At 42.5% G+C, this 18,516-nt stretch carries 18 protein-coding genes; 16 read left to right on the top strand and 2 right to left on the bottom strand.

Translation table 11 applies throughout. The annotated features are described in order from the left end of the window. Positions 1-14: 14 nt before the first annotated feature. Together HNR63_RS12775 and HNR63_RS12770 are read right to left on the bottom strand one after the other, a co-directional pair. On the bottom strand, positions 15-1,205 hold the full coding sequence (locus HNR63_RS12775; protein WP_021095283.1) for an acyl-CoA dehydrogenase family protein: 1,191 nt from the start codon (positions 1,203-1,205) through the stop codon (positions 15-17). Then, entirely contained in the window at positions 1,195-2,352 is a 1,158-nt protein-coding gene (locus HNR63_RS12770; protein WP_181520921.1) for a CaiB/BaiF CoA transferase family protein, read from the bottom strand. Before HNR63_RS12770 ends, HNR63_RS12775 begins: the two co-directional genes overlap by 11 nt. Positions 2,353-2,760: 408 nt before the next feature. On the opposite strand from HNR63_RS12770, the gene gabT reads away from it, so the two are divergent. The 16 genes from gabT to HNR63_RS12690 all read left to right on the top strand — a co-directional run bounded on the left by gabT (position 2,761) and on the right by HNR63_RS12690 (position 18,362). Continuing rightward, on the top strand, positions 2,761-4,062 hold the full coding sequence (gabT, locus tag HNR63_RS12765; protein WP_181520920.1) for a 4-aminobutyrate--2-oxoglutarate transaminase: 1,302 nt from the start codon (positions 2,761-2,763) through the stop codon (positions 4,060-4,062). Further along, positions 4,062-5,504: an aldehyde dehydrogenase family protein gene (locus HNR63_RS12760; RefSeq protein WP_181520946.1), complete on the top strand. Its 1,443-nt coding sequence runs from the start codon at positions 4,062-4,064 to the stop codon at positions 5,502-5,504. The genes gabT and HNR63_RS12760 overlap by 1 nt, the downstream gene beginning before the upstream one ends. 14 nt (positions 5,505-5,518) lie before the next feature. Beyond that, entirely contained in the window at positions 5,519-6,898 is a 1,380-nt protein-coding gene (locus HNR63_RS12755) for an APC family permease (protein ID WP_181520919.1), read from the top strand. An 89-nt stretch (positions 6,899-6,987) separates the two neighbouring features. Further along, on the top strand, positions 6,988-8,613 hold the full coding sequence (locus HNR63_RS12750) for a thiamine pyrophosphate-dependent enzyme (protein ID WP_181520918.1): 1,626 nt from the start codon (positions 6,988-6,990) through the stop codon (positions 8,611-8,613). Next, positions 8,610-10,085, top strand: coding sequence for an aldehyde dehydrogenase family protein (locus HNR63_RS12745; RefSeq protein ID WP_181520917.1), 1,476 nt, complete (start codon positions 8,610-8,612; stop codon positions 10,083-10,085). The genes HNR63_RS12750 and HNR63_RS12745 overlap by 4 nt, the downstream gene beginning before the upstream one ends. A 13-nt stretch (positions 10,086-10,098) precedes the next feature. Then, positions 10,099-11,247, top strand: a complete 1,149-nt coding sequence (locus tag HNR63_RS12740; protein WP_181520916.1) for a saccharopine dehydrogenase family protein — start codon at positions 10,099-10,101, stop codon at positions 11,245-11,247. Between the two features lie 94 nt (positions 11,248-11,341). Then, on the top strand, positions 11,342-12,154 hold the full coding sequence (locus HNR63_RS12735; protein WP_181520915.1) for an electron transfer flavoprotein subunit beta/FixA family protein: 813 nt from the start codon (positions 11,342-11,344) through the stop codon (positions 12,152-12,154). Between the two features lie 12 nt (positions 12,155-12,166). Next, the gene (locus HNR63_RS12730) at positions 12,167-13,216 is read left to right on the top strand and encodes an electron transfer flavoprotein subunit alpha/FixB family protein (RefSeq protein WP_181520914.1); all 1,050 of its coding nucleotides are present in this window, start codon (positions 12,167-12,169) and stop codon (positions 13,214-13,216) included. Continuing rightward, positions 13,209-14,504 (top strand): FAD-dependent oxidoreductase, encoded by a 1,296-nt coding sequence (locus HNR63_RS12725; RefSeq protein ID WP_009361404.1) that lies wholly within the window; start codon positions 13,209-13,211, stop codon positions 14,502-14,504. Before HNR63_RS12730 ends, HNR63_RS12725 begins: the two co-directional genes overlap by 8 nt. Then, on the top strand, positions 14,486-14,788 hold the full coding sequence (locus HNR63_RS12720) for a ferredoxin family protein (RefSeq protein ID WP_181520913.1): 303 nt from the start codon (positions 14,486-14,488) through the stop codon (positions 14,786-14,788). The genes HNR63_RS12725 and HNR63_RS12720 overlap by 19 nt, the downstream gene beginning before the upstream one ends. A 5-nt stretch (positions 14,789-14,793) precedes the next feature. Beyond that, positions 14,794-14,994 carry a hypothetical protein gene (locus HNR63_RS12715; protein WP_181520912.1) on the top strand — a complete coding sequence of 67 codons (201 nt, stop codon included), beginning with the start codon at positions 14,794-14,796 and terminating at the stop codon, positions 14,992-14,994. Between the two features lie 149 nt (positions 14,995-15,143). Then, a complete protein-coding gene (locus HNR63_RS12710) occupies positions 15,144-16,187 on the top strand; it encodes a S8 family peptidase (protein ID WP_425485178.1) in 1,044 nt (347 codons plus the stop codon). A 15-nt stretch (positions 16,188-16,202) separates the two neighbouring features. Further along, entirely contained in the window at positions 16,203-17,165 is a 963-nt protein-coding gene (locus HNR63_RS12705) for an SAR2788 family putative toxin (RefSeq protein ID WP_181520911.1), read from the top strand. Between the two features lie 15 nt (positions 17,166-17,180). Then, positions 17,181-17,729: a hypothetical protein gene (locus HNR63_RS12700; RefSeq protein ID WP_181520910.1), complete on the top strand. Its 549-nt coding sequence runs from the start codon at positions 17,181-17,183 to the stop codon at positions 17,727-17,729. Between the two features lie 154 nt (positions 17,730-17,883). Continuing rightward, the gene (locus HNR63_RS12695) at positions 17,884-18,153 is read left to right on the top strand and encodes a ferredoxin family protein (protein WP_246316800.1); all 270 of its coding nucleotides are present in this window, start codon (positions 17,884-17,886) and stop codon (positions 18,151-18,153) included. 5 nt (positions 18,154-18,158) lie between these two features. Next, positions 18,159-18,362, top strand: a complete 204-nt coding sequence (locus HNR63_RS12690; RefSeq protein ID WP_181520908.1) for a hypothetical protein — start codon at positions 18,159-18,161, stop codon at positions 18,360-18,362. Positions 18,363-18,516: the final 154 nt, after the last annotated feature.

Here is an 18,516-nt window from a genome sequence, read left to right as displayed (position 1 = left end):
ACACGAGCCACCTTCTATTTTTCTTCCCAAGCTGGAAGCATTTTTCGGAGCGGTTTATCTTGACGATAGCCAAGCACGTATTCCGCTTGCATAATCGTATGAATTTCGCGCGTTCCTTCGTAAATGACTGGCGCTTTTGAGTTTCGTAAATATCGTTCTACAGGATATTCATTTGAATAGCCGTAAGCCCCGTGAATTTGTACTGCGTCGTCAGCCGCCTTATTTGCAAAGTCGCATGCCATCCATTTCGCTAACGACGTTTCGCGCGTATTTCGTCTTCCTTTATTTTTCAAAAATCCTGCTTTATATACGAGCAAACGGCTCATTTGCAACCCTGCTTCCATGTTCGCAATCATTTGTTGCACGAGTTGATGGCGGCCGATTTCTTTTCCAAACGTTTTTCGCTCGTGACAATATTTCACACTTGCTTCTAAACAAGCCATAATTAAGCCGCACGCCCCAGCAGCAACAGTAAATCGTCCGTTATCGAGCGCGGACATCGCAATTTTAAATCCTTCTCCTTCTTCCCCGAGTAAATTTTCTTTTGGGACGCGGACATTGTCGAAAAACAGCTCACCTGTATTACCTGCACGAATGCCAAGTTTTCCTTTGATGGCACGTGATGAAAAACCAGGCATCGTCCGTTCAACGATAAAGGCAGAAATACCGCGATGTTTTTTTGATTTATCTGTGTAAGCAAAAACGATGAAATGATCGGCAATGTCACAAAGAGAAATCCACGTTTTTTGCCCGTTTAAAATGTAGTCATCTCCATCGCGTACAGCGGTTGTGGAAATGGCTGCGACATCTGAACCAGCGTTTGGCTCCGTTAGTCCGAATGCCCCAATTTTCTCCCCTTTTGCTTGTGGCACGAGATATTTTTGCTTTTGTTCTTCTGTTCCCCATTGAAGTAGTGTTAAACTATTAAGTCCGATATGGACAGAAACGGCTGTGCGAAACGCAGTATCTCCACGCTCAAGCTCTTCACATACGATGGCTAGTGAATTGTAATCCATTCCCATTCCGCCGTATTGCTCTGGAATGCATACGCCCATTAAGTTTAATTGTGCAAGACGTTTTAAAATGTTTGGATCGAAATAGCCTCGTTCATCCCATTCTTTTATGTGAGGTAAAATTTCTTTATCAACAAATTTTCTTACCGTTTGTCGCAACATTTCTTGTTCTGGAGTAAAATCAAAGTTCATCAAGTTTTTTTCCTCCTTTAATAAATAAATCGTTATGTTCCCCTGCAAGGGGTGGAGCAAATCGATATGTGACCGGTGTGTGTGAAAACTTTAACGGTGTGCCGACAAGTTTTAACGTTCCAACATCTGGGTGATCCATGTGGATGAGCATGTTTCGTGCGTGCGTTTGTGCATGTTGAAACACTTGATCTAGCGTATGAACAGGGCCGCAAGGAATGCCTTTTTGTTCAAACAATTTCTGCCATTGTGCACGCGTTTTCTTTTTTAATTCATCGTTTAGCCGGCGATTTAGCTCGTGACGATGAGCGACTCTACCGGCATTTGTTCGAAATCGCTCATCTGCACCAATCGATTGATCTTCTAGCAGTTCGCATAGTGCCTGAAATTGCCGATCGTTTCCGACGGCAACAACAAACAAACCATCGCTTGCTTCATATGTCGAATACGGAACGATGTTTGGATGATCGTTTCCTAACGGTTTTGGCACTTCACCGGACATGAGATAATTCGAAGCGACGTTTACAAGCGCACTAATGGCACAATCAAATAAACTTAAATCAATTTTTTGTCCGCTTCCTGTTTTTTGCCGAGCGATGAGTGCTGCTTGTACGGCGATCGCTGCATACAAACCTGTGAAGATATCTGTGACCGCCACGCCGACTTTTAATGGTCCGGATTGTTCTGTCCCGTTAATGCTCATCCAACCGCTCATCGCTTGAATAATATAATCGTAGCCAGCTAAATGATGATACGGTCCTGTTTCACCAAATCCGGTAATTGAACAGTAGATGAGTTGTGGATTGATGGCGGACAAATCATCATACCCAAGCCCAAGTCGTTCCATCGTTCCAGTTTTAAAATTGTGAATGATAATGTCGGCTGTTTTCGAAAGTTGACGAATCGTTTCTTTTCCGCTTTCATCTTTTAAATTGACAGTTATGCTTCGCTTGTTTCGATTGACCGCTGCATAGTAAGCGCTCATACCGTTTTGAAACGGTGGGCCCCAAAACCGTGTATCATCTGATCCACCGGGTGCTTCGATTTTTATGACATCTGCCCCGAGATCACCTAAAATCATTGTGGCGTATGGGCCAGCGAGAACGCGCGTCAAGTCAATTACTCGAATCCCATCTAAAGCTCCGGCCATTCGTTCACCTCCATTTTCGTAATAAAAAAACCAGTCCCTCCCTACAACGTACAGGAAAGGAACTGGCATAAACGATTCGAGCGTGCCTTTCGAAAAGAAAGTCGGTCGAATCGGAACAGTTCTTTAACAAAAAAAGTTACGTTGCTACCCGAAGCCAAACGGTCAGTTGTTTGGTGGGGTTAGCTATTTTCAGTATAAAACAACACATTTATTTTGTAAATATTTTTTATTTTAAAAATAGTTTGACAAAATTAAAAAGATTGTCTTAAAATAAAAACAAATAAGCAAAAACTGTGGAGCTTATTTTACTCGTCTGATCGGCGAGCAACGCATAAGCACCAGCCAGTTTAGTCATTGTGTCATCACGATGATTAAACTGGCTTTTTATTTGTCGAAGGAGGAGAGATCATGTCGAATTGGATGGAACGAAGAAGAGAAGCGGTTGCAAGAGCGCCATACAATGTGACGGAAATTTTTATTAAAGAAGCAAAAGGAGCGATCATTCGCGACATAGATGATCGCGAATATATCGACTTTGCGGGGGGGATTGGTGTACAAAACGTTGGACATTGTCACCCGAAAGTAGTCGCTGCCATTCAGCAGCAGGCGGCAGCGTTTATTCATCCATGTTTTCACGTGACGCCTTACGAATCGTACGTGTTGTTAGCAGAAAAATTAAATGAGCTAACACCGGGTGATTTTCCGAAAAAAACGATTTTTTTAAATAGTGGTGCGGAAGCAGTGGAAAATGCTGTGAAAATTGCAAGAAAGTATACAGGTCGCCCGGCGATTGTGTCATTTACAGGTGGATATCATGGTCGGACGCTATTAACGATGTCGTTAACAAGCAAAGTGATGCCATATAAAAAAGGATTTGGTCCGTTTGCTCCAGAGGTGTATAAATTTCCATATCCATACTATTATCGGGCAAACGGGCAAACGGTAGATGAGGTGGATGAACAGTTAATCGCAGCACTGCAACATTTTTTTACTGCGGAAGTGGCACCTGATCATGTGGCCGCGATCATTATTGAACCTGTACAAGGAGAAGGTGGATTTGTCGTTCCATCGGCGAAATTTATGCAAGCGATTCGTCGCATTTGCGACGAGCATGGCATCGTGATGATTGCTGATGAAATTCAAACGGGTTTTGCTCGAACAGGCCGTATGTTTGCGATGGAACATTTCGGTGTAGCCCCTGATTTAATGACATTGTCGAAGTCGATGGGAGCGGGGGTGCCGATCAGTGCAGTCGTTGGCCGAAGTGAAATAATGGATGCACCTGAGGTTGGGCAGCTTGGTGGTACGTTTTCTGGAAGTCCATTGGCATGTGTAGCCGCACTCGCTGTTTTAGATGTCATTGAAGAAGAACAGCTTATTGTGCGCGCCCGTCATCTTGGTGAAAAAATGATGACGCTTTTACAAGAAATGAAACAACAGTTTGACATCGTTGGTGATGTGCGCGGGCTTGGGGCGATGTGCGCGATCGAGCTTGTGACAGATCGCGAGCAAAAAACGCCAGCGAAAGAACAAACAGCATATATCGTTTCCCATGCATGGAAGCGCGGAGCGATCTTTTTAAGCGCTGGATTATACAGCAACGTTGTACGCTTTTTACCGCCGCTTGTGATGACGGATGAACAGCTAGAGCGTGGTTTTTCCGTTTTGCGTCAACTATTAGCAGAAGTACAACAAAAGGTGGTGAAATGATGCGTGAAGTGAAAAACTACATTGATGGTGAATGGACTGAAGGGAAAAGTGAAACGATTGAGCGATACAATCCAGCTGACCAAAAAGAGCTTGTTGCGATCGTGGCCGGTTCATCTGTTCATGATGTGAATGAGGCGGTGTTTGCTGCGGTGAAAGCAAAGAAAAAATGGGCGCAAACGGCTGCCCCAGAGCGTGGCGCGTATTTGCAAAAAGTCGCTCATTTATTTGAGCAATATGCGGATGAATTGGCGGAATTGGCTACGAAAGAAATGGGGAAGCGTTTTGTTGAAACGAAAGGAGAAGTATATCGTAGCGCAGCTATTTTACGTTATTATGCCGGAGAAGGGTTGAGAAGAGTAGGGGAAGTGTTACCGTCATTTGATGCAAAAAATTTATTTTTTACAAAACGTGTGCCTGTCGGGGTTGTAGCTGTCATTGCTCCGTGGAATTTTCCACTAGCTATCCCGATATGGAAAATTGCCCCTGCCCTCGTTTATGGAAATACGGTTGTATTTAAGCCTGCACTAGAAGCAAGCGCTACAGGAGCTCGCATCGTTGAATTGTTTGCAGAAGCAGGATTACCTCCAGGAGTTTTAAACTTTGTCGTCGGCCGTGGAAGCACAATTGGTGATGCCATTGTCGAACATAAAGATGTCGATGCGATTACGTTTACAGGCTCGAATGCAATTGGTAGTGAAATTGCAAAAAAAGCAGCAGCTCGTGGGGCGAAATATCAACTTGAACTTGGCGGAAAAAATCCAGCCATCGTTTTAAAAGATGCAAATATCGAATTTGCTGCTCGACTCGTTGTAGAAGGAGCGATGAAACAAACGGGGCAACGTTGTACGGCAACGAGTCGCGTATTTGTTGAGAAAGAGATTATCGATGTATTTCGAACGCATGTAATGGAACAGGTGAGACGCATTCGAGTTGGAAATGGAATGGACGAACAAGTGACGATGGGGCCGGTTGTCTCGAAAGGACAATTTGAAACGGTTCAGCGCTATATCTATATTGGAAAACAAGAAGGACGGCTGCTTATTGGAGGGGGAGCGAGCGATGATGTAGGCTGGTATATTGAGCCAACTGTATTTGATTCTGTTTCTCATCGCGCCACTATTGCGACGGAAGAAATATTTGGACCTGTCTTATCGATTGTAGAAGCGGCATCCATTGATGAAGCGATTGAAATGGCAAACGACAGCATTTATGGCTTAAGCGCGTCACTATTTACAAATGATGTATCGAAAGCGCTTTACTTTATTGAACATATCGAAGCAGGAATGGTGCAAGTGAACGGAGAGACAGGCGGTGCGGAACCGCAAGCACCGTTTGGCGGGATGAAGCAGTCAAGTTCAGGCACGCGCGAACAAGGGCAAGCGGCCATCGAATTTTTTACCGCGTATCAAACGATTTCTATTCGGCCACATCCAAATATGTGAAAGGGGGATATGTAATGGATCAACAGTTTCATAAAGTATTAACGAAATTAGATGTGTTGTTATTGGCATTTGGAGCGATGATCGGTTGGGGATGGGTTGTGCTCTCAGGTACGTGGATTACGAGTGCAGGTGCACTCGGAGCGATCATTGCCTTTTTAATCGGGGGAATTGTTGTTATTTTTGTTGGCTTGACGTATGCGGAGTTGTCATCAGCCATGCCGAAAGTGGGTGGGGAACATTATTTCGTTTTGCGAGCTCTCGGCCCTAAGGCTTCTTTTATTGCTGCTTGGGCAATTGCTCTTGGTTATTTATCAGTTGTCGCGTTTGAAGCTGTTGCGCTTCCAACAGTAATTGAGTACTTATTCCCAACATTTAAATTTGGCTATCTTTGGACGATTGCAGGTTGGGATGTGAACGTCTCATGGGTGATGATTGGCATGATCGGTTCAATCATCATTACATGGATCAACTATCGCGGGGTAAAAAGCGCAGCCTTTTTACAAGTCGTATTGACGTTTGTCATCTTTCTTGTCGGTATGGCACTTTTAGGTGGTTCTCTTGTGAATGGAGAAACATCAAATTTACAGCCATTATTTAAAGATGGGTCGGCCGGCTTACTCGCTGTGTTAGTCATGACTCCATTTATGTTTGTCGGTTTTGACGTCATTCCTCAAACAGCAGAAGAAATGAACATTCCACAACGTTCGATTGGAAAAATTCTTATTTTATCTGTCGCTTTAGCTGTTTTGTTTTATGTGGCGGTTGTTTTTGCAGTATCATACATTTTACCAGACGATGTGTTGACAAACTCATCGCTTCCAACAGCGGATGCGATGGCTGCAGCGTTAGGTAGTTCGTTTTTCTCAAAGGTGCTCATTATCGGGGGATTAGCTGGTATTTTAACAAGCTGGAACGCGTTTATTATCGGTGGTAGCCGCGTGCTTTATGCGATGGCACAAGAAAGATTTCTTCCACAATGGTTTGCCCGCATTCATCCAATATACAAAACACCATCCAATGCGATCTTATTCATTGGAACGCTCGCCACATTCGCTCCTCTACTCGGCAGACCAATGCTTGTTTGGCTTGTAGATGCAGGAGGTTTTTCAATCATCATTGCTTATTTCCTTGTTGCTTTATCATTTATTGCATTGCGCAAAAAAGAACCGAATATGCCACGTCCGTTTCAAGTCGGTCAATCATCAGCTGTCGGTTGGATCGCGCTCGTATTGTCGATCGGATTTATTTTCTTATACATGCCAGGTATGCCATCTCAGCTTGTCTGGCCATATGAGTGGCTCATATTTATCGGATGGTGGGTGATTGGGGCGTTTTTTATCGTACGAATAAAAACGAAAACAATGGAACAAACAGAACATGTTCATCGGATGTAGAGGGGCGAATGTGCTCCTCTTTTTGTTTATGAGGTCATAAAACGATTTCATTTGTGTATACATGATACAAAAAGAAAGGAGGGCTTGTAGTGAATGCAGCTGAGGCGATCGTTCAATGTTTAAAAAGCGAAGACGTTTCCCATGTTTTTTGTGTGCCGGGGGAAAGTTATTTACCGATTCTTGATGCCCTTTTTTCTGAGAAAACGATCCAACTCATTTCTGTTCGTCATGAAGGCGGCGCCGCATTTATGGCAGAAGGATATGCGAAAGCGAGCAAAAAAGTCGGTGTGGTGATGGCGACAAGAGGGGTAGGAGCAACAAATGCCGCCATCGGTATTCATACAGCAAGACAAGATTCGACGCCAATGGTTGTATTGTTAGGACAAGTCGCGCGGGCGTTTCGGGGGCGTGAAGGCTTTCAAGAAATAGATGTTGAAGCGTGTTTTCGTCCGTTAGCCAAATGGGCAGTAGAAATTGACGATGCACAAAGATTGCCTGAGTTGTTGACACGGGCGTTTCGAATTGCTCAAACAGGAAGGCCTGGGCCCGTTGTCGTTGCGCTTCCTGAAGATGTTCTTCATGAACAAGTCGATCATGTGACGTTTTCAAAAACGATTGTTCCAAAACCAGCACCGAACGAGGAGGATATTCAACGCATTGAGCAGTTGTTGCAGTCAGCGAGGCGACCGATTGTCATTGCGGGCGGAGGAATTATATGGTCAAAAGCAATCGATGCCCTTCGTTTATTTGCGGAAAAATGGTCACTTCCCGTCATGTCTTCTTTTCGTCGGCACGATGTATTTCCAAACAATCATCCTCTTTATGTTGGTCATCTTGGTTTAGGGACACAACGAGCGATCATTGAAACGGTGGAACAAGCAGATGTTGTTTTAGCCATCGGTACGCGCTTGTCAGAAGTGACGACACAAGATTATAAGTTATTATCTACACAACAGCTCATTCATATCGACATCGATTACGATGTCATCGGTGTCACGTATTCTCCACATATTGGCGTTGTTTCTGATGCGAAAGAAGCGTTAAGTCGGTTGTTAAATATTCAACTTCAGCCATCATGGATAGCTTGGGTACAAGAACGGCGGGAAACATACGAACGAGTTTCATCACTTCCGTCCATAAAACGGAATGTAAACGAAGAAATTATCCACACCCTTCAACATCTTCTCCCATCCGAAGCGATCATTACAAATGATGCGGGCAATTTCGCAAGTTGGCTCCATTCATTTTTTCAATTTCAGCAACATACATATATTGGGCCAACATCAGGAGCGATGGGATACGGATTACCAGCAGCTATTGGTGCAAAATTAGCAAATCCACATCGTCCCGTCGTTTCATTAAGCGGAGATGGTGGGTTTATGATGACGATCCAGGAGCTAGAAACAGCAGTTCGATACAACATTCCTGTCATTAGTGTGGTGTTTAACAATCAAATGTATGGAACGATTCGCATGTATCAAGAGCTTCGTTATCCAAAGCGCGTTATCGGGACAGATTTCAGCAATATATCGTTTGCAAGTATAGCGCGTTGCTTCGGAGCTGATAGTATGCGTGTCGAAACAGGAGAACAATTTTCATCCGCGTTTACTACAGCACTCCAAAACAATAAGCCAACCGTGATTGAAGTCATGACAGATCCGAACGTATTATCTCCATTTTTAACAATGGAACAGGCGAGGGGAGGAAAACAATGAAAGTATTAAACTATATAGACGGGCGATGGGTGTCATCGGTCAGCAATCAGTTTGTGCCGATTGTGAATCCTGCGAATGGTGAACGTATTGGAGAAGTGACGATATCAAACGAACAAGATGTCGAACAGGCGGTGTTGGCGGCAAAACGAGCCCAAAAAGCATGGGCGCTCGTTCCAGCTCCAAAACGAGCTGAAGTGCTTTATAAGGTGGGCATGTTACTACAAGAGCGAAAAGAACAAATGGCTCGCCTATTAACGATGGAGATGGGAAAAGTGATTGAAGAAGCACGTGGAGAAGTACAAGAAGGAATTGATATGGCGTTTTACATGGCAGGGGAAGGGAGACGGTTATTTGGCGATACGACCCCGTCGGAGTTGCCGAATAAGTTCGCAATGAGCGTCCGTGCGCCGATTGGTGTCGTCGGATTAATCACCCCTTGGAACTTTCCAATCGCTATCGCAACATGGAAGGTATTTCCTGCTATCGTTGCCGGCAATGCAGTTGTTTGGAAACCAGCGCTAGAAACACCGATTATGGCACAGCAACTTGCGCAAATATTTGAGGAGGCAGGCTTACCAAACGGTGTATTTAATGTTGTACATGGACGAGGTTCTGTTGTTGGTGAAGCGCTTGTTGAACATCGTGATGTAAAAGTCATTTCGTTTACAGGATCCAATGAAGTTGGTCGGCGCATTGCGGAAATGTGCGGGCGTCATTTGAAAAAAGTATCGCTTGAAATGGGTGGGAAAAATGCCATTATCGTCATGGATGATGCAGATATAGCGCTTGCTGTAGAAGCCATTATATGGAGTGCTTTTGGTACATCAGGCCAGCGTTGTACTGCGTGCAGTCGAGTTATCGTTCATGAACATGTAAAAAAACAAGTGGAAGAACGGTTACTCGCAGCGATAAGCACATTAACGGTTGGAAACGGACTAGAGGAAGGAGTGAAAGTCGGACCAGTCATTAATCAAGATGCGTTACAAAAAATTCACCATTACGTTCAAATCGGAAAAAATGAAGGGGCAACGTTACTTGCAGGTGGGTATATGCTGCAAGATGAGCCATACAAAGGTGGATTTTATTACGCTCCAACGTTGTTCACAAACGTTACACCGATGATGCGGATTGCGCGAGAAGAAATTTTCGGTCCGGTCACATCAATTATATCCGTTCGCAGTTTAGAAGAAGCAATTGAAGTAAATAACAGCGTTGATTACGGGCTTTCTAGCGCCATTTTTACACGCGACATTCATCGAGCGTTTACGGCGATGCGTGATTTTGATACAGGAATTGTATATGTGAATGCAGGAACGACAGGAGCAGAAATTCATTTGCCTTTTGGTGGAACAAAAGGAACAGGCAACGGACATCGTGATTCAGGTGTTGCAGCACTCGATGTATTTACGGAATGGAAAAGCATTTACGTTGACTATAGTGGCAAATTACAACGCGCCCAAATTGATGTGTGAAGGAGGTTAGACGATGAATGTCATTGTTCTTGGAGCAGGTTTAATGGGAAAAGAAGCGGTGCGAGATTTAATTGAACAGCAAGGGGTATTATCGGTGACACTTGCGGATGTCGATGAGGAGAAAGCGAAAAACGTTCAACGTTCGTTGGCATCAGAAAAAGTGAAAGTGAAGCGAGTGAATGCAGCGAATGATCAAGAACTGCGGGCTGCGATGCATGGGCATGATGTAGCCATTAATGCACTTTTTTATACGTTTAACGAAAAGGTAGCGAAAGCGGCCATTGAAACGGGTGTACACGCAGTAGACTTAGGTGGGCATATCGGACATATGACAGATCGTGTCCTCGCTTTACACGAACAAGCAAAACGAGCAGGCGTTACGTTAATTCCAGATTTAGGTGTTGCTCCCGGAATGATTAATATTTTAACAGGATATGGAGCAAGTCAACTGGATCGCGTTCATACCATTAAATTATATGTTGGCGGTATTCCTCTTCGGCCAGAACCGCCACTTGGATATAATCACGTCTTTTCGCTTGAAGGTTTACTCGATCATTACACCGATCCATCCTTAATTATTCGTGATGGACAAAAGCAACAAGTACCGTCTTTATCAGAAGTTGAAACGATTTATTTTGAGCGTTTTGGACCGCTTGAAGCGTTTCATACATCAGGAGGAACATCAACGTTGTCGCGTTCTTACCCGCATGTAAAATGTTTAGAATATAAAACGATTCGCTATCCTGGTCATGCAGAAAAATTTCAGCTTCTTGTCGATCTACAATTCACGCGTCGAGACTACGAAGTAGAAGTCGACGGAGTGATCGTACGTCCGCGTGACGTATTGTTAAAAGTGCTTACGCCACTTTTAGATTTAAAAGAAAAAGACGATGTCGTCTTGTTGCGCGTAATTGTTTCGGGTGAAAAAGATGGGAAAGAAAGAACGTACGAGTACGAAATGGTGACAGAAAAAGACCGACAAAAACAAGTTACAGCGATGGCACGTTCAACGGCATATACGGTTTCTGTCGTTGCACAAATGATTGGCGACGGAACGATTCAAAAGCGTGGGGCATATCCACCTGAACAAATCGTTCCAGGAGATCGCTATATTGAAGAAATGGTTCGTCGTGGTGTCGTCATTCGAGCGACTATTCGTTGAAATTGTAAACAAAATAGTAAATTTTCTGATTATTATGACGAAGGATTTATTCATTATGCTAAAATATGTATATATTAGGTTTGGAGGTGAACATATGCTACATATTGTAGCTTGTATTAAGCAAGTGCCAGATACGAAAATTATTAAAATGAACCCGAAAACGAATACGATGGATCGTGCGAGCGCCCCTGCTATTTTAAACCCGTATGATGCGCATGCGGTAGAAGAGGCTGTTCGTTTAAAAAAGAAGTACGGTGGAATCGTATCTGTTTTAACGATGGGTCCTCCACCAGCAGTCAAAGCCATAAAAAAATGTATCGAGCTCGGGGCTGATGAAGGGTATATGATTTCAGACCGAGCATTTGCTGGAGCGGATACGCTCGCTACAAGCTATGCGCTTACAAAGGCGCTCGAAAAAATCGCCAAACATCGTCCGATTGATCTTATCATTTGTGGAAAAATGACGATCGATGGGGATACGGGGCAAGTCGGACCTGGCATTGCACGTCGTTTAAACATTCCTCCTCTAACTGGTGTAAACAAAGTTGTTGAAGTGAATAAAGAAAAAGGGTGTGCGATCGTTCATCGCAAATTAGAAGATGGTTATGAAGTGGTGAAATCGCAATTACCTTGTTTGTTTACTGTCGAAAAAGACATCAATGACATCTCCTTCGCACCATTGCCAAACATGATTAAAGCCGCACGATATCAACCAACGATTTGGACTGCAGACGACTTAGAAGATGTTGACCGCAAACAACTAGGATTGAAAGGATCTCCAACGATTGTATCAAAAGTATGGGCACCACCGAAGCCAGAAGGTGGAAAAATATTAACGGGAACAAAAGAAGAACAAGTGAACGAACTGTTGTCTATTATACTTGAGAAAAAAGAGCTTTTTTCATAGGGGGAGTAGCGCATGAATTTCGATGATTATCGGGGGATATGGATATACATTGAAGTGAAGGACGGGCAAATTGCCCCTGTATCGTTAGAATTATTAGGAGCAGGACGGGTGCTAGCAGATAAACGTAAAACAGAGCTCGCAGGAGTTTTCATTGGTAGTGGTGTAAAAGCACTTGCCCCAACACTTTTTCAATATGGTGCAGACGTTGTATATGTATATGATGATCCAATTTTTGAACATTACCGAACAGAACCATATATGCGCGCTTTGCTTGATTGTTGCCATAAGCATAAACCAGAAGTCATTTTATACGGGGCGACGCCATCTGGAAAAGATTTGGCGAGTGCCATCGCAACTGATTTACCGACAGGATTAACAGCGGATACGACAATACTTGATATTGAAGAAGATACAGGGTTATTGTTAGCGAGCCGTCCAGCATTTGGCGGAAATATTATGGCGACGATTTTATGTAAAAAATATCGTCCACAAATGGCAACTGTTCGTCCAAAAGTGATGAAAGCGCTACCGCCAGATCCGTCGCGTACAGGTCGAGTGGTTGAGGAGCATATTGAGTTACACGAAGAAGAAATGCGGACGAAAGTGTTACAGATTGTGAGAGAGACAACGAAAAAAGTGCGTATTGACGAAGCGGACATTGTTGTTGCTGGCGGAAAAGGGATGGGCAGCAAAGAAGGATTCCAACTCATTCATCAGCTCGCAGAAGTGCTTGGTGGTGCCGTTGGAGCGAGCCGTGATGTTGTAGAGGCGGGATGGATTGACCATCATCACCAAGTCGGACAAACCGGTGTGACTGTCACGCCGAAAATTTATTTTGCGATCGGCATTTCCGGAGCAATTCAACACGTTGTAGGCATGCAAAATTCGGAGCTCATTATCGCCATCAATAAAGACCCGAACGCTCCGATTTTCCAATCATGCCACTATGGTATAGTCGGCGATGCGTTTGAAATTGTCCCGCTTTTAATTGAACGATTGAAAGAAGAAATTCCGAAGATAAAAGCAGCTGCCGATGTGAAGGAGGAGATCCGCCATGCCTGAAAAATTTGATTGTATCGTTGTTGGCGCAGGCCCAGCAGGAACAGCTTGTGCCTATGAACTAGCAAAAGCAGGGGTTCACGTGCTACTTTTAGAGCGCGGCGAATATCCAGGAGCGAAAAACGTCATGGGCGGTGTATTATACCGAAAAATGATGGAAGATATTATCCCAGAGTTTTATAAAGAAGCACCGCTAGAACGCCCAATCGTCGAGCAGCGGTTTATGATGATGGATAAAGAATCGGCGGTGACATTTAGTTACAAAGGATTAGAGTGGGGACGAGAGCCGTATAACAATTTCACCGTATTGCGCGCCAAATTTGACCAGTGGTTTGCCGAAAAAGCAGTCGAACAAGGAGCACTGCTCGTTTGTGAAACGGTAGCGGTCGAATGCATCGTTGAAAACGGTCGCGTCATCGGTGTTCGCACAGACCGACCAGATGGCGACATTTACGCGGATGTAGTCGTGTTAGCAGACGGCGTCAACTCGCTCTTAGCGAAACAGCTTGGGTTTCATCGCGAATGGCGGCCAGATGAAGTCGCTTTAGCGACGATGGAAATTTTAAAACTAGATAAAAACGTGATTGAAGACCGCTTTAATCTTGAAGCCGACCAAGGCTGTACAATTGAGATTTTTGGCGATGCGACAAAGGGGATTTTAGGAACAGGATTTTTATATACGAATAAAGATACGCTCAGCATCGGTGTCGGTACGCTTTTATCTGGATTAATTAAACATAAAATCAAGCCGTATGAGCTACTTGAGTATGTGAAAAATCATCCGATGATTCGTCCATACATTCAAGGGAGTGAACCTGTCGAATATTTAGCGCACTTAATTCCAGAAGGTGGCTATCATTCCATTCCGAAAGTGGCAGGCAACGGGGTGCTTGTTGTTGGGGATGCGGCACAGCTTGTCAATGCGATTCATCGCGAAGGTTCCAATATGGCGATGACTTCTGGTCGGTTAGCGGCAGAAACAATCATTATGGCAAAAGAGCAAAACGACTTTTCCGAAAGCATGCTTGATCAATACCGAATGAAACTGATGGAAAGCTTTATTGGGCAAGACTTAAAAAAATATAAAGATGCGACCCATCATTTTGAATCGTTCCCACAATATTTTGAACAATACATCCCGATGCTCAACCGCGCAGCAAGCCAAATGTTTACGGTGGACGGGGCATCGAAATGGGAAAAACAGAAAAAAATTTGGCGTGATCTCGGCTCAACGAAACAAAAGTTTAAGCTGGCACGCGATATGATGAAAGCATGGAAGGTGATGAAATGATGAAGGCGCAAACGATTGAAGAAAAGCAATATTTAGTCCGCTTTAACGCGGATACGAAATCGCATCTTCACGTGCTTGATGACAACATTTGTTTAACGAAATGTCCCGACAAAATTTGTACGATTTTTTGCCCAGCGTCTGTGTATAAATGGGAAGAAGTTCGGATGCACGTCGGCTATGAAGGCTGTCATGAGTGCGGCAGCTGTCGCATTGGCTGTCCGCACGAAAACATTCGGTGGGAATATCCACGCGGTGGTCATGGCATCGTCTTTCGTCTAGGGTGATCGCCATGTTTCACATCGGAGACTGCGTCGTCTATACGGATGGAACGAGAGGAATTGTGTTAGAAGTGACTGACGATCGTTGCCACGTCTTATGGGAAGATTACTTCGTCAGCTGGGAGAAAAAAGCGTTATTAACAGTCGATGAAGAGCTAACAAAAAAACAAACGATTCGCGGTTCTTCCCATGTGAGCCACCCTTTATCATAGGGTGGTTTTTTGTTTCTTTATATACAATTTATTCTAAAAAAGGGGTTGACAGATATTATTATTATTATTAACCTGTGGTGTTAGTTGAGTGGAAGAGTTCAACCAGTACCACGAGTTTAATTAAATCGTCCTATTTTGCTAAAAAGGGGGTGGTTAGGTTGAAAAAGATTATTTTACTGATACTATCGTTGTCTCTAGTAATTTCCTTTTATGTTTCAAAGAATTTTTTTAAAACTGATAATTTCAAAACACATGCCAGTAGTGCTAATGATGGAGGGGAAAAATCAAACCATCTAAGGCTGATAGATAATTCACGAAGAAAATTAAATGATATGCAGTTACTGATGAGTACTAAAAAACAAATTATTCCCTGGGGAGCAAATAGTATAGGTATCAATAAACTGCAGGTTAAGCAGGAGCCTGTCTCAAAAGTTAAGGTTGCAATTTTAGATAGTGGTATTAACAGAGAACATGAGGATCTTAAAGGAAAAGTAGTAAAGGAGTTTAATGCAATCAATCCAGGTCAACCTCTGTATGATACATATGGTCACGGAACAGCTATTGCAGGTACTATAGCTGCTAGTGATAACGAGGTTGGCATTCGAGGAGTTTCTCCCAACGTAGAAATATATTCAGTAAAAGTTCTGGATGATAAAGGGCGTGGAAATGTTAGAGACTTAGTAAGAGGAATCAAATGGTGCATTGATAATAATAAAGTACAGGTAATGAATATTAGTTTTGGCATGTCATTGGATAATCCAGAACTGCGGAAAGCAATTGAAACTGCTATTAACTCTGGCATAATAGTTGTAGCTGCTGCAGGAAATAACTATGGTAGGAAGACAGATTATCCTGCTAATTATAAAGATGTTATTTCTGTAACAGCAGTAAATAGTAATTATAAAATGGCCAGTTTTTCAGCACGGGGAAAGATTGATTTTTCTGCTCCAGGTGTAGATATTCTAACCACGTCCAATAATGGTGGCTATGGCATGTATAGCGGAACTTCTTTAGCCGCGGCCTATGTAACAGGAATTGTTGCTATTATTTTAGAGGAACCAGAGCAATTTGGAATATCTAAACTTAAAAAGAATAAAAAGTTTTCATCTGAGATGATAGATCTTTTAAGAAGATATTCTGTAAAAATAGGAAATAAAACATATTATGGGAACGGATTCGTCAAATTATCATAAAAAGGTGAGACATGAATGTTTAAATTTAAACGGGTTATATCCATTCTATTGACTTTAATTCTTCTTATTGGAATAATACCAGTAAGTGGTAACGTATTAGCAGATGAGATAACAGACACCTCAACACAAACGGGTGTAGTAAATGAAGAAAATATTACAGTTGTACAAAATAACGAGAAAACATTAGAGATTCAGAGTGAAGTTTCAACTGATGGTATATCATCAGTTGGGACTAATGATGATGTAACAAATGCAGCTATTGATAACGTAATAGATGGGAGTAACGATGATAAAACAAATACAGTTACTGACAGTGTAACAGATGGGACTAGTGATGGTGCAACAGATGTTACTAATGATGGACATGCCATTGTCTCTCTATCTATGGATAAAGATACGAGGGAATTTATAGTGAAATCTGTAGAAACAGATTCTGAAGGAAACCAAGTAGAGAAAGAGTACAAGGTAGATGTACAACAAGCTACAGAAAATGGAATAATCGCCACTTTTACAGATACGAATACAGGTGAAAAATATGAAATAAATACAAATGAATTGCATGCATCTTTTGCATTTCTAATCCCAATAGGTGTTGTCATAGGAGAAGCACTTTTGGAACATTTAATCGCCATTGGGCTTGCAGCAGTTATTGCAGGAGTGACTTATACAGCAGCTTCTAGCGTCGCTGACAAACTACGAAAAAAACAATATGACCACTATCCAGCATATATAAATAGAAAGAAGGATATAGTAATGATTGGAAACCAACCATTGACACTAGAGGAAGCTGCATCGAGATTGAAAGACAAAGATCCATATAACGATGTGTGGTCTACAGATTCAGTGAAGGCATTTAAGGTTGCTGCAAAAGCTGGTAATGGCAAACGACCTATACATGATGATCCGCATGAGTGTAAAGACGGATATCTTCCACATTGGCATATATATAATAGAAGTGGAGGACACTCATTCTATTAACAGGGGGAAAACCACTTGAAAAATAACTTATTTCAAAAATACCAACAATTAAATATGCCTCATAAGTTTTTAATAACTGAGGTAGACATGATATTAAAAAAGAAATATAAAGCAGTTGAAGTTCCTGTCACTGAGTTTATAGAGTTTAAAAAAGATCCTTTTGTTGATTATTCAACATTTGTGAAGAGCTACTTTATTCAAGATGAGGAAATTTTGAATAGTTTGTATAGTGAGAAAGAGAAGGCGGATATTGATAGAATGAAAAAGTGTATTCAAGAGATGACGACGACTGGTGAACTTCTTGTGCCGCAACCGAGTGATGAAGATTATGATTTGCAAGTTAGATATATTAATTTTTCAGAAGGAAGACTAATAGCAGTTATTTTAGAAAGTGTAGATAAACAATATGTCAGTGGTTTTCAAACGCAAGGTGCAAGATGTGAGAAATTATATCATGAATTAAAGGTGTTTAAAGGAATTAGTCCAACAGATTGTGTAGAGGGTAACCCTGTGTTGAACGAGTATTTGGAATCTTTAGTAAAAGCGGGTTATTTACAAGTATAAACATTCGTACCTAAATCTGTGATAGGTTGACATCTGTTTTGACGTTGCTGTTGGTTTTATAGATACGTGATCCATCGTTAGCCATCAAGTTAAGAAATCGGTAAACGTCAAATAGCCCCCGCCTTTTGGAATGTCGAGGCTTGGGGTATTGTCGTTGTGCCTGTCACCTGTCGAAGCTCGCTTTAACGCGGATACGAAATCGCATCTTCACGTGCTTGATGACAACATTTGTTTAACGAAATGTCCCGATAAAATTTGTACCATTTTTTGTCCAGCAGCTGTTTATAAATGGGAAGATATTCGCATGCATGTTGGCTATGAAGGCTGTCATGAGTGCGGCAGCTGTCGCATTGGCTGTCCGCACGAAAACATTCAGTGGGAATATCCACGCGGTGGTCATGGCATCGTCTTCCGACTAGGGTGATCGCTATGTTTCACATCGGAGACTGCGTTGTATTTACGCATGATGGTGCGCGTGGTATCGTACTTGAAGTTGACGATCACTCGTGTCACGTTTTATGGGAAGACTATTTTGTTAGCTGGGAGAAAAAAGAGATGTTAACCGTTGATGAAGAGCTAACAAAAAAACAAACGATTCGCGGTTCTTCCCATGTGAGCCACCCTTTATCTTAGGGTGGTTTTTTGTTTCTTTATATACAATTTATTCTAAAAAAGGGGTTGACGGATAATTTTTTTTTTTTATGATTATTTTGTAAATTCTTTTTGAAATGGGAGGGTGTACATGGTTGCGATAAGGAAACAAATTATTTTGTTTTTTTGCTTTGTC

The organism is Anoxybacillus ayderensis, assembly GCF_013761015.1.
Classification (GTDB): Bacteria; Bacillota; Bacilli; order Bacillales; family Anoxybacillaceae; genus Anoxybacillus; species Anoxybacillus ayderensis.
The sequence above is the reverse complement of the archived record's forward strand: the minus strand, read 5'-3'. Positions and strand labels throughout refer to the sequence as shown.

Excerpts from the sequence above, each read along its gene's own strand:
- HNR63_RS12775 (WP_021095283.1), bottom strand. The coding sequence starts at position 1,205 with ATGAACTTTGATTTTACTCCAGAACAAGAAATGTTGCGACAAACGGTA.
- HNR63_RS12770 (WP_181520921.1), bottom strand. The coding sequence starts at position 2,352 with ATGGCCGGAGCTTTAGATGGGATTCGAGTAATTGACTTGACGCGCGTT.
- gabT (WP_181520920.1), top strand. The coding sequence starts at position 2,761 with ATGTCGAATTGGATGGAACGAAGAAGAGAAGCGGTTGCAAGAGCGCCA.
- HNR63_RS12760 (WP_181520946.1), top strand. The coding sequence starts at position 4,062 with ATGCGTGAAGTGAAAAACTACATTGATGGTGAATGGACTGAAGGGAAA.
- HNR63_RS12755 (WP_181520919.1), top strand. The coding sequence starts at position 5,519 with ATGGATCAACAGTTTCATAAAGTATTAACGAAATTAGATGTGTTGTTA.
- HNR63_RS12745 (WP_181520917.1), top strand. The coding sequence starts at position 8,610 with ATGAAAGTATTAAACTATATAGACGGGCGATGGGTGTCATCGGTCAGC.
- HNR63_RS12740 (WP_181520916.1), top strand. The coding sequence starts at position 10,099 with ATGAATGTCATTGTTCTTGGAGCAGGTTTAATGGGAAAAGAAGCGGTG.
- HNR63_RS12735 (WP_181520915.1), top strand. The coding sequence starts at position 11,342 with ATGCTACATATTGTAGCTTGTATTAAGCAAGTGCCAGATACGAAAATT.
- HNR63_RS12730 (WP_181520914.1), top strand. The coding sequence starts at position 12,167 with ATGAATTTCGATGATTATCGGGGGATATGGATATACATTGAAGTGAAG.
- HNR63_RS12725 (WP_009361404.1), top strand. The coding sequence starts at position 13,209 with ATGCCTGAAAAATTTGATTGTATCGTTGTTGGCGCAGGCCCAGCAGGA.
- HNR63_RS12720 (WP_181520913.1), top strand. The coding sequence starts at position 14,486 with ATGGAAGGTGATGAAATGATGAAGGCGCAAACGATTGAAGAAAAGCAA.
- HNR63_RS12715 (WP_181520912.1), top strand. The coding sequence starts at position 14,794 with ATGTTTCACATCGGAGACTGCGTCGTCTATACGGATGGAACGAGAGGA.
- HNR63_RS12705 (WP_181520911.1), top strand. The coding sequence starts at position 16,203 with ATGTTTAAATTTAAACGGGTTATATCCATTCTATTGACTTTAATTCTT.
- HNR63_RS12690 (WP_181520908.1), top strand. The coding sequence starts at position 18,159 with ATGTTTCACATCGGAGACTGCGTTGTATTTACGCATGATGGTGCGCGT.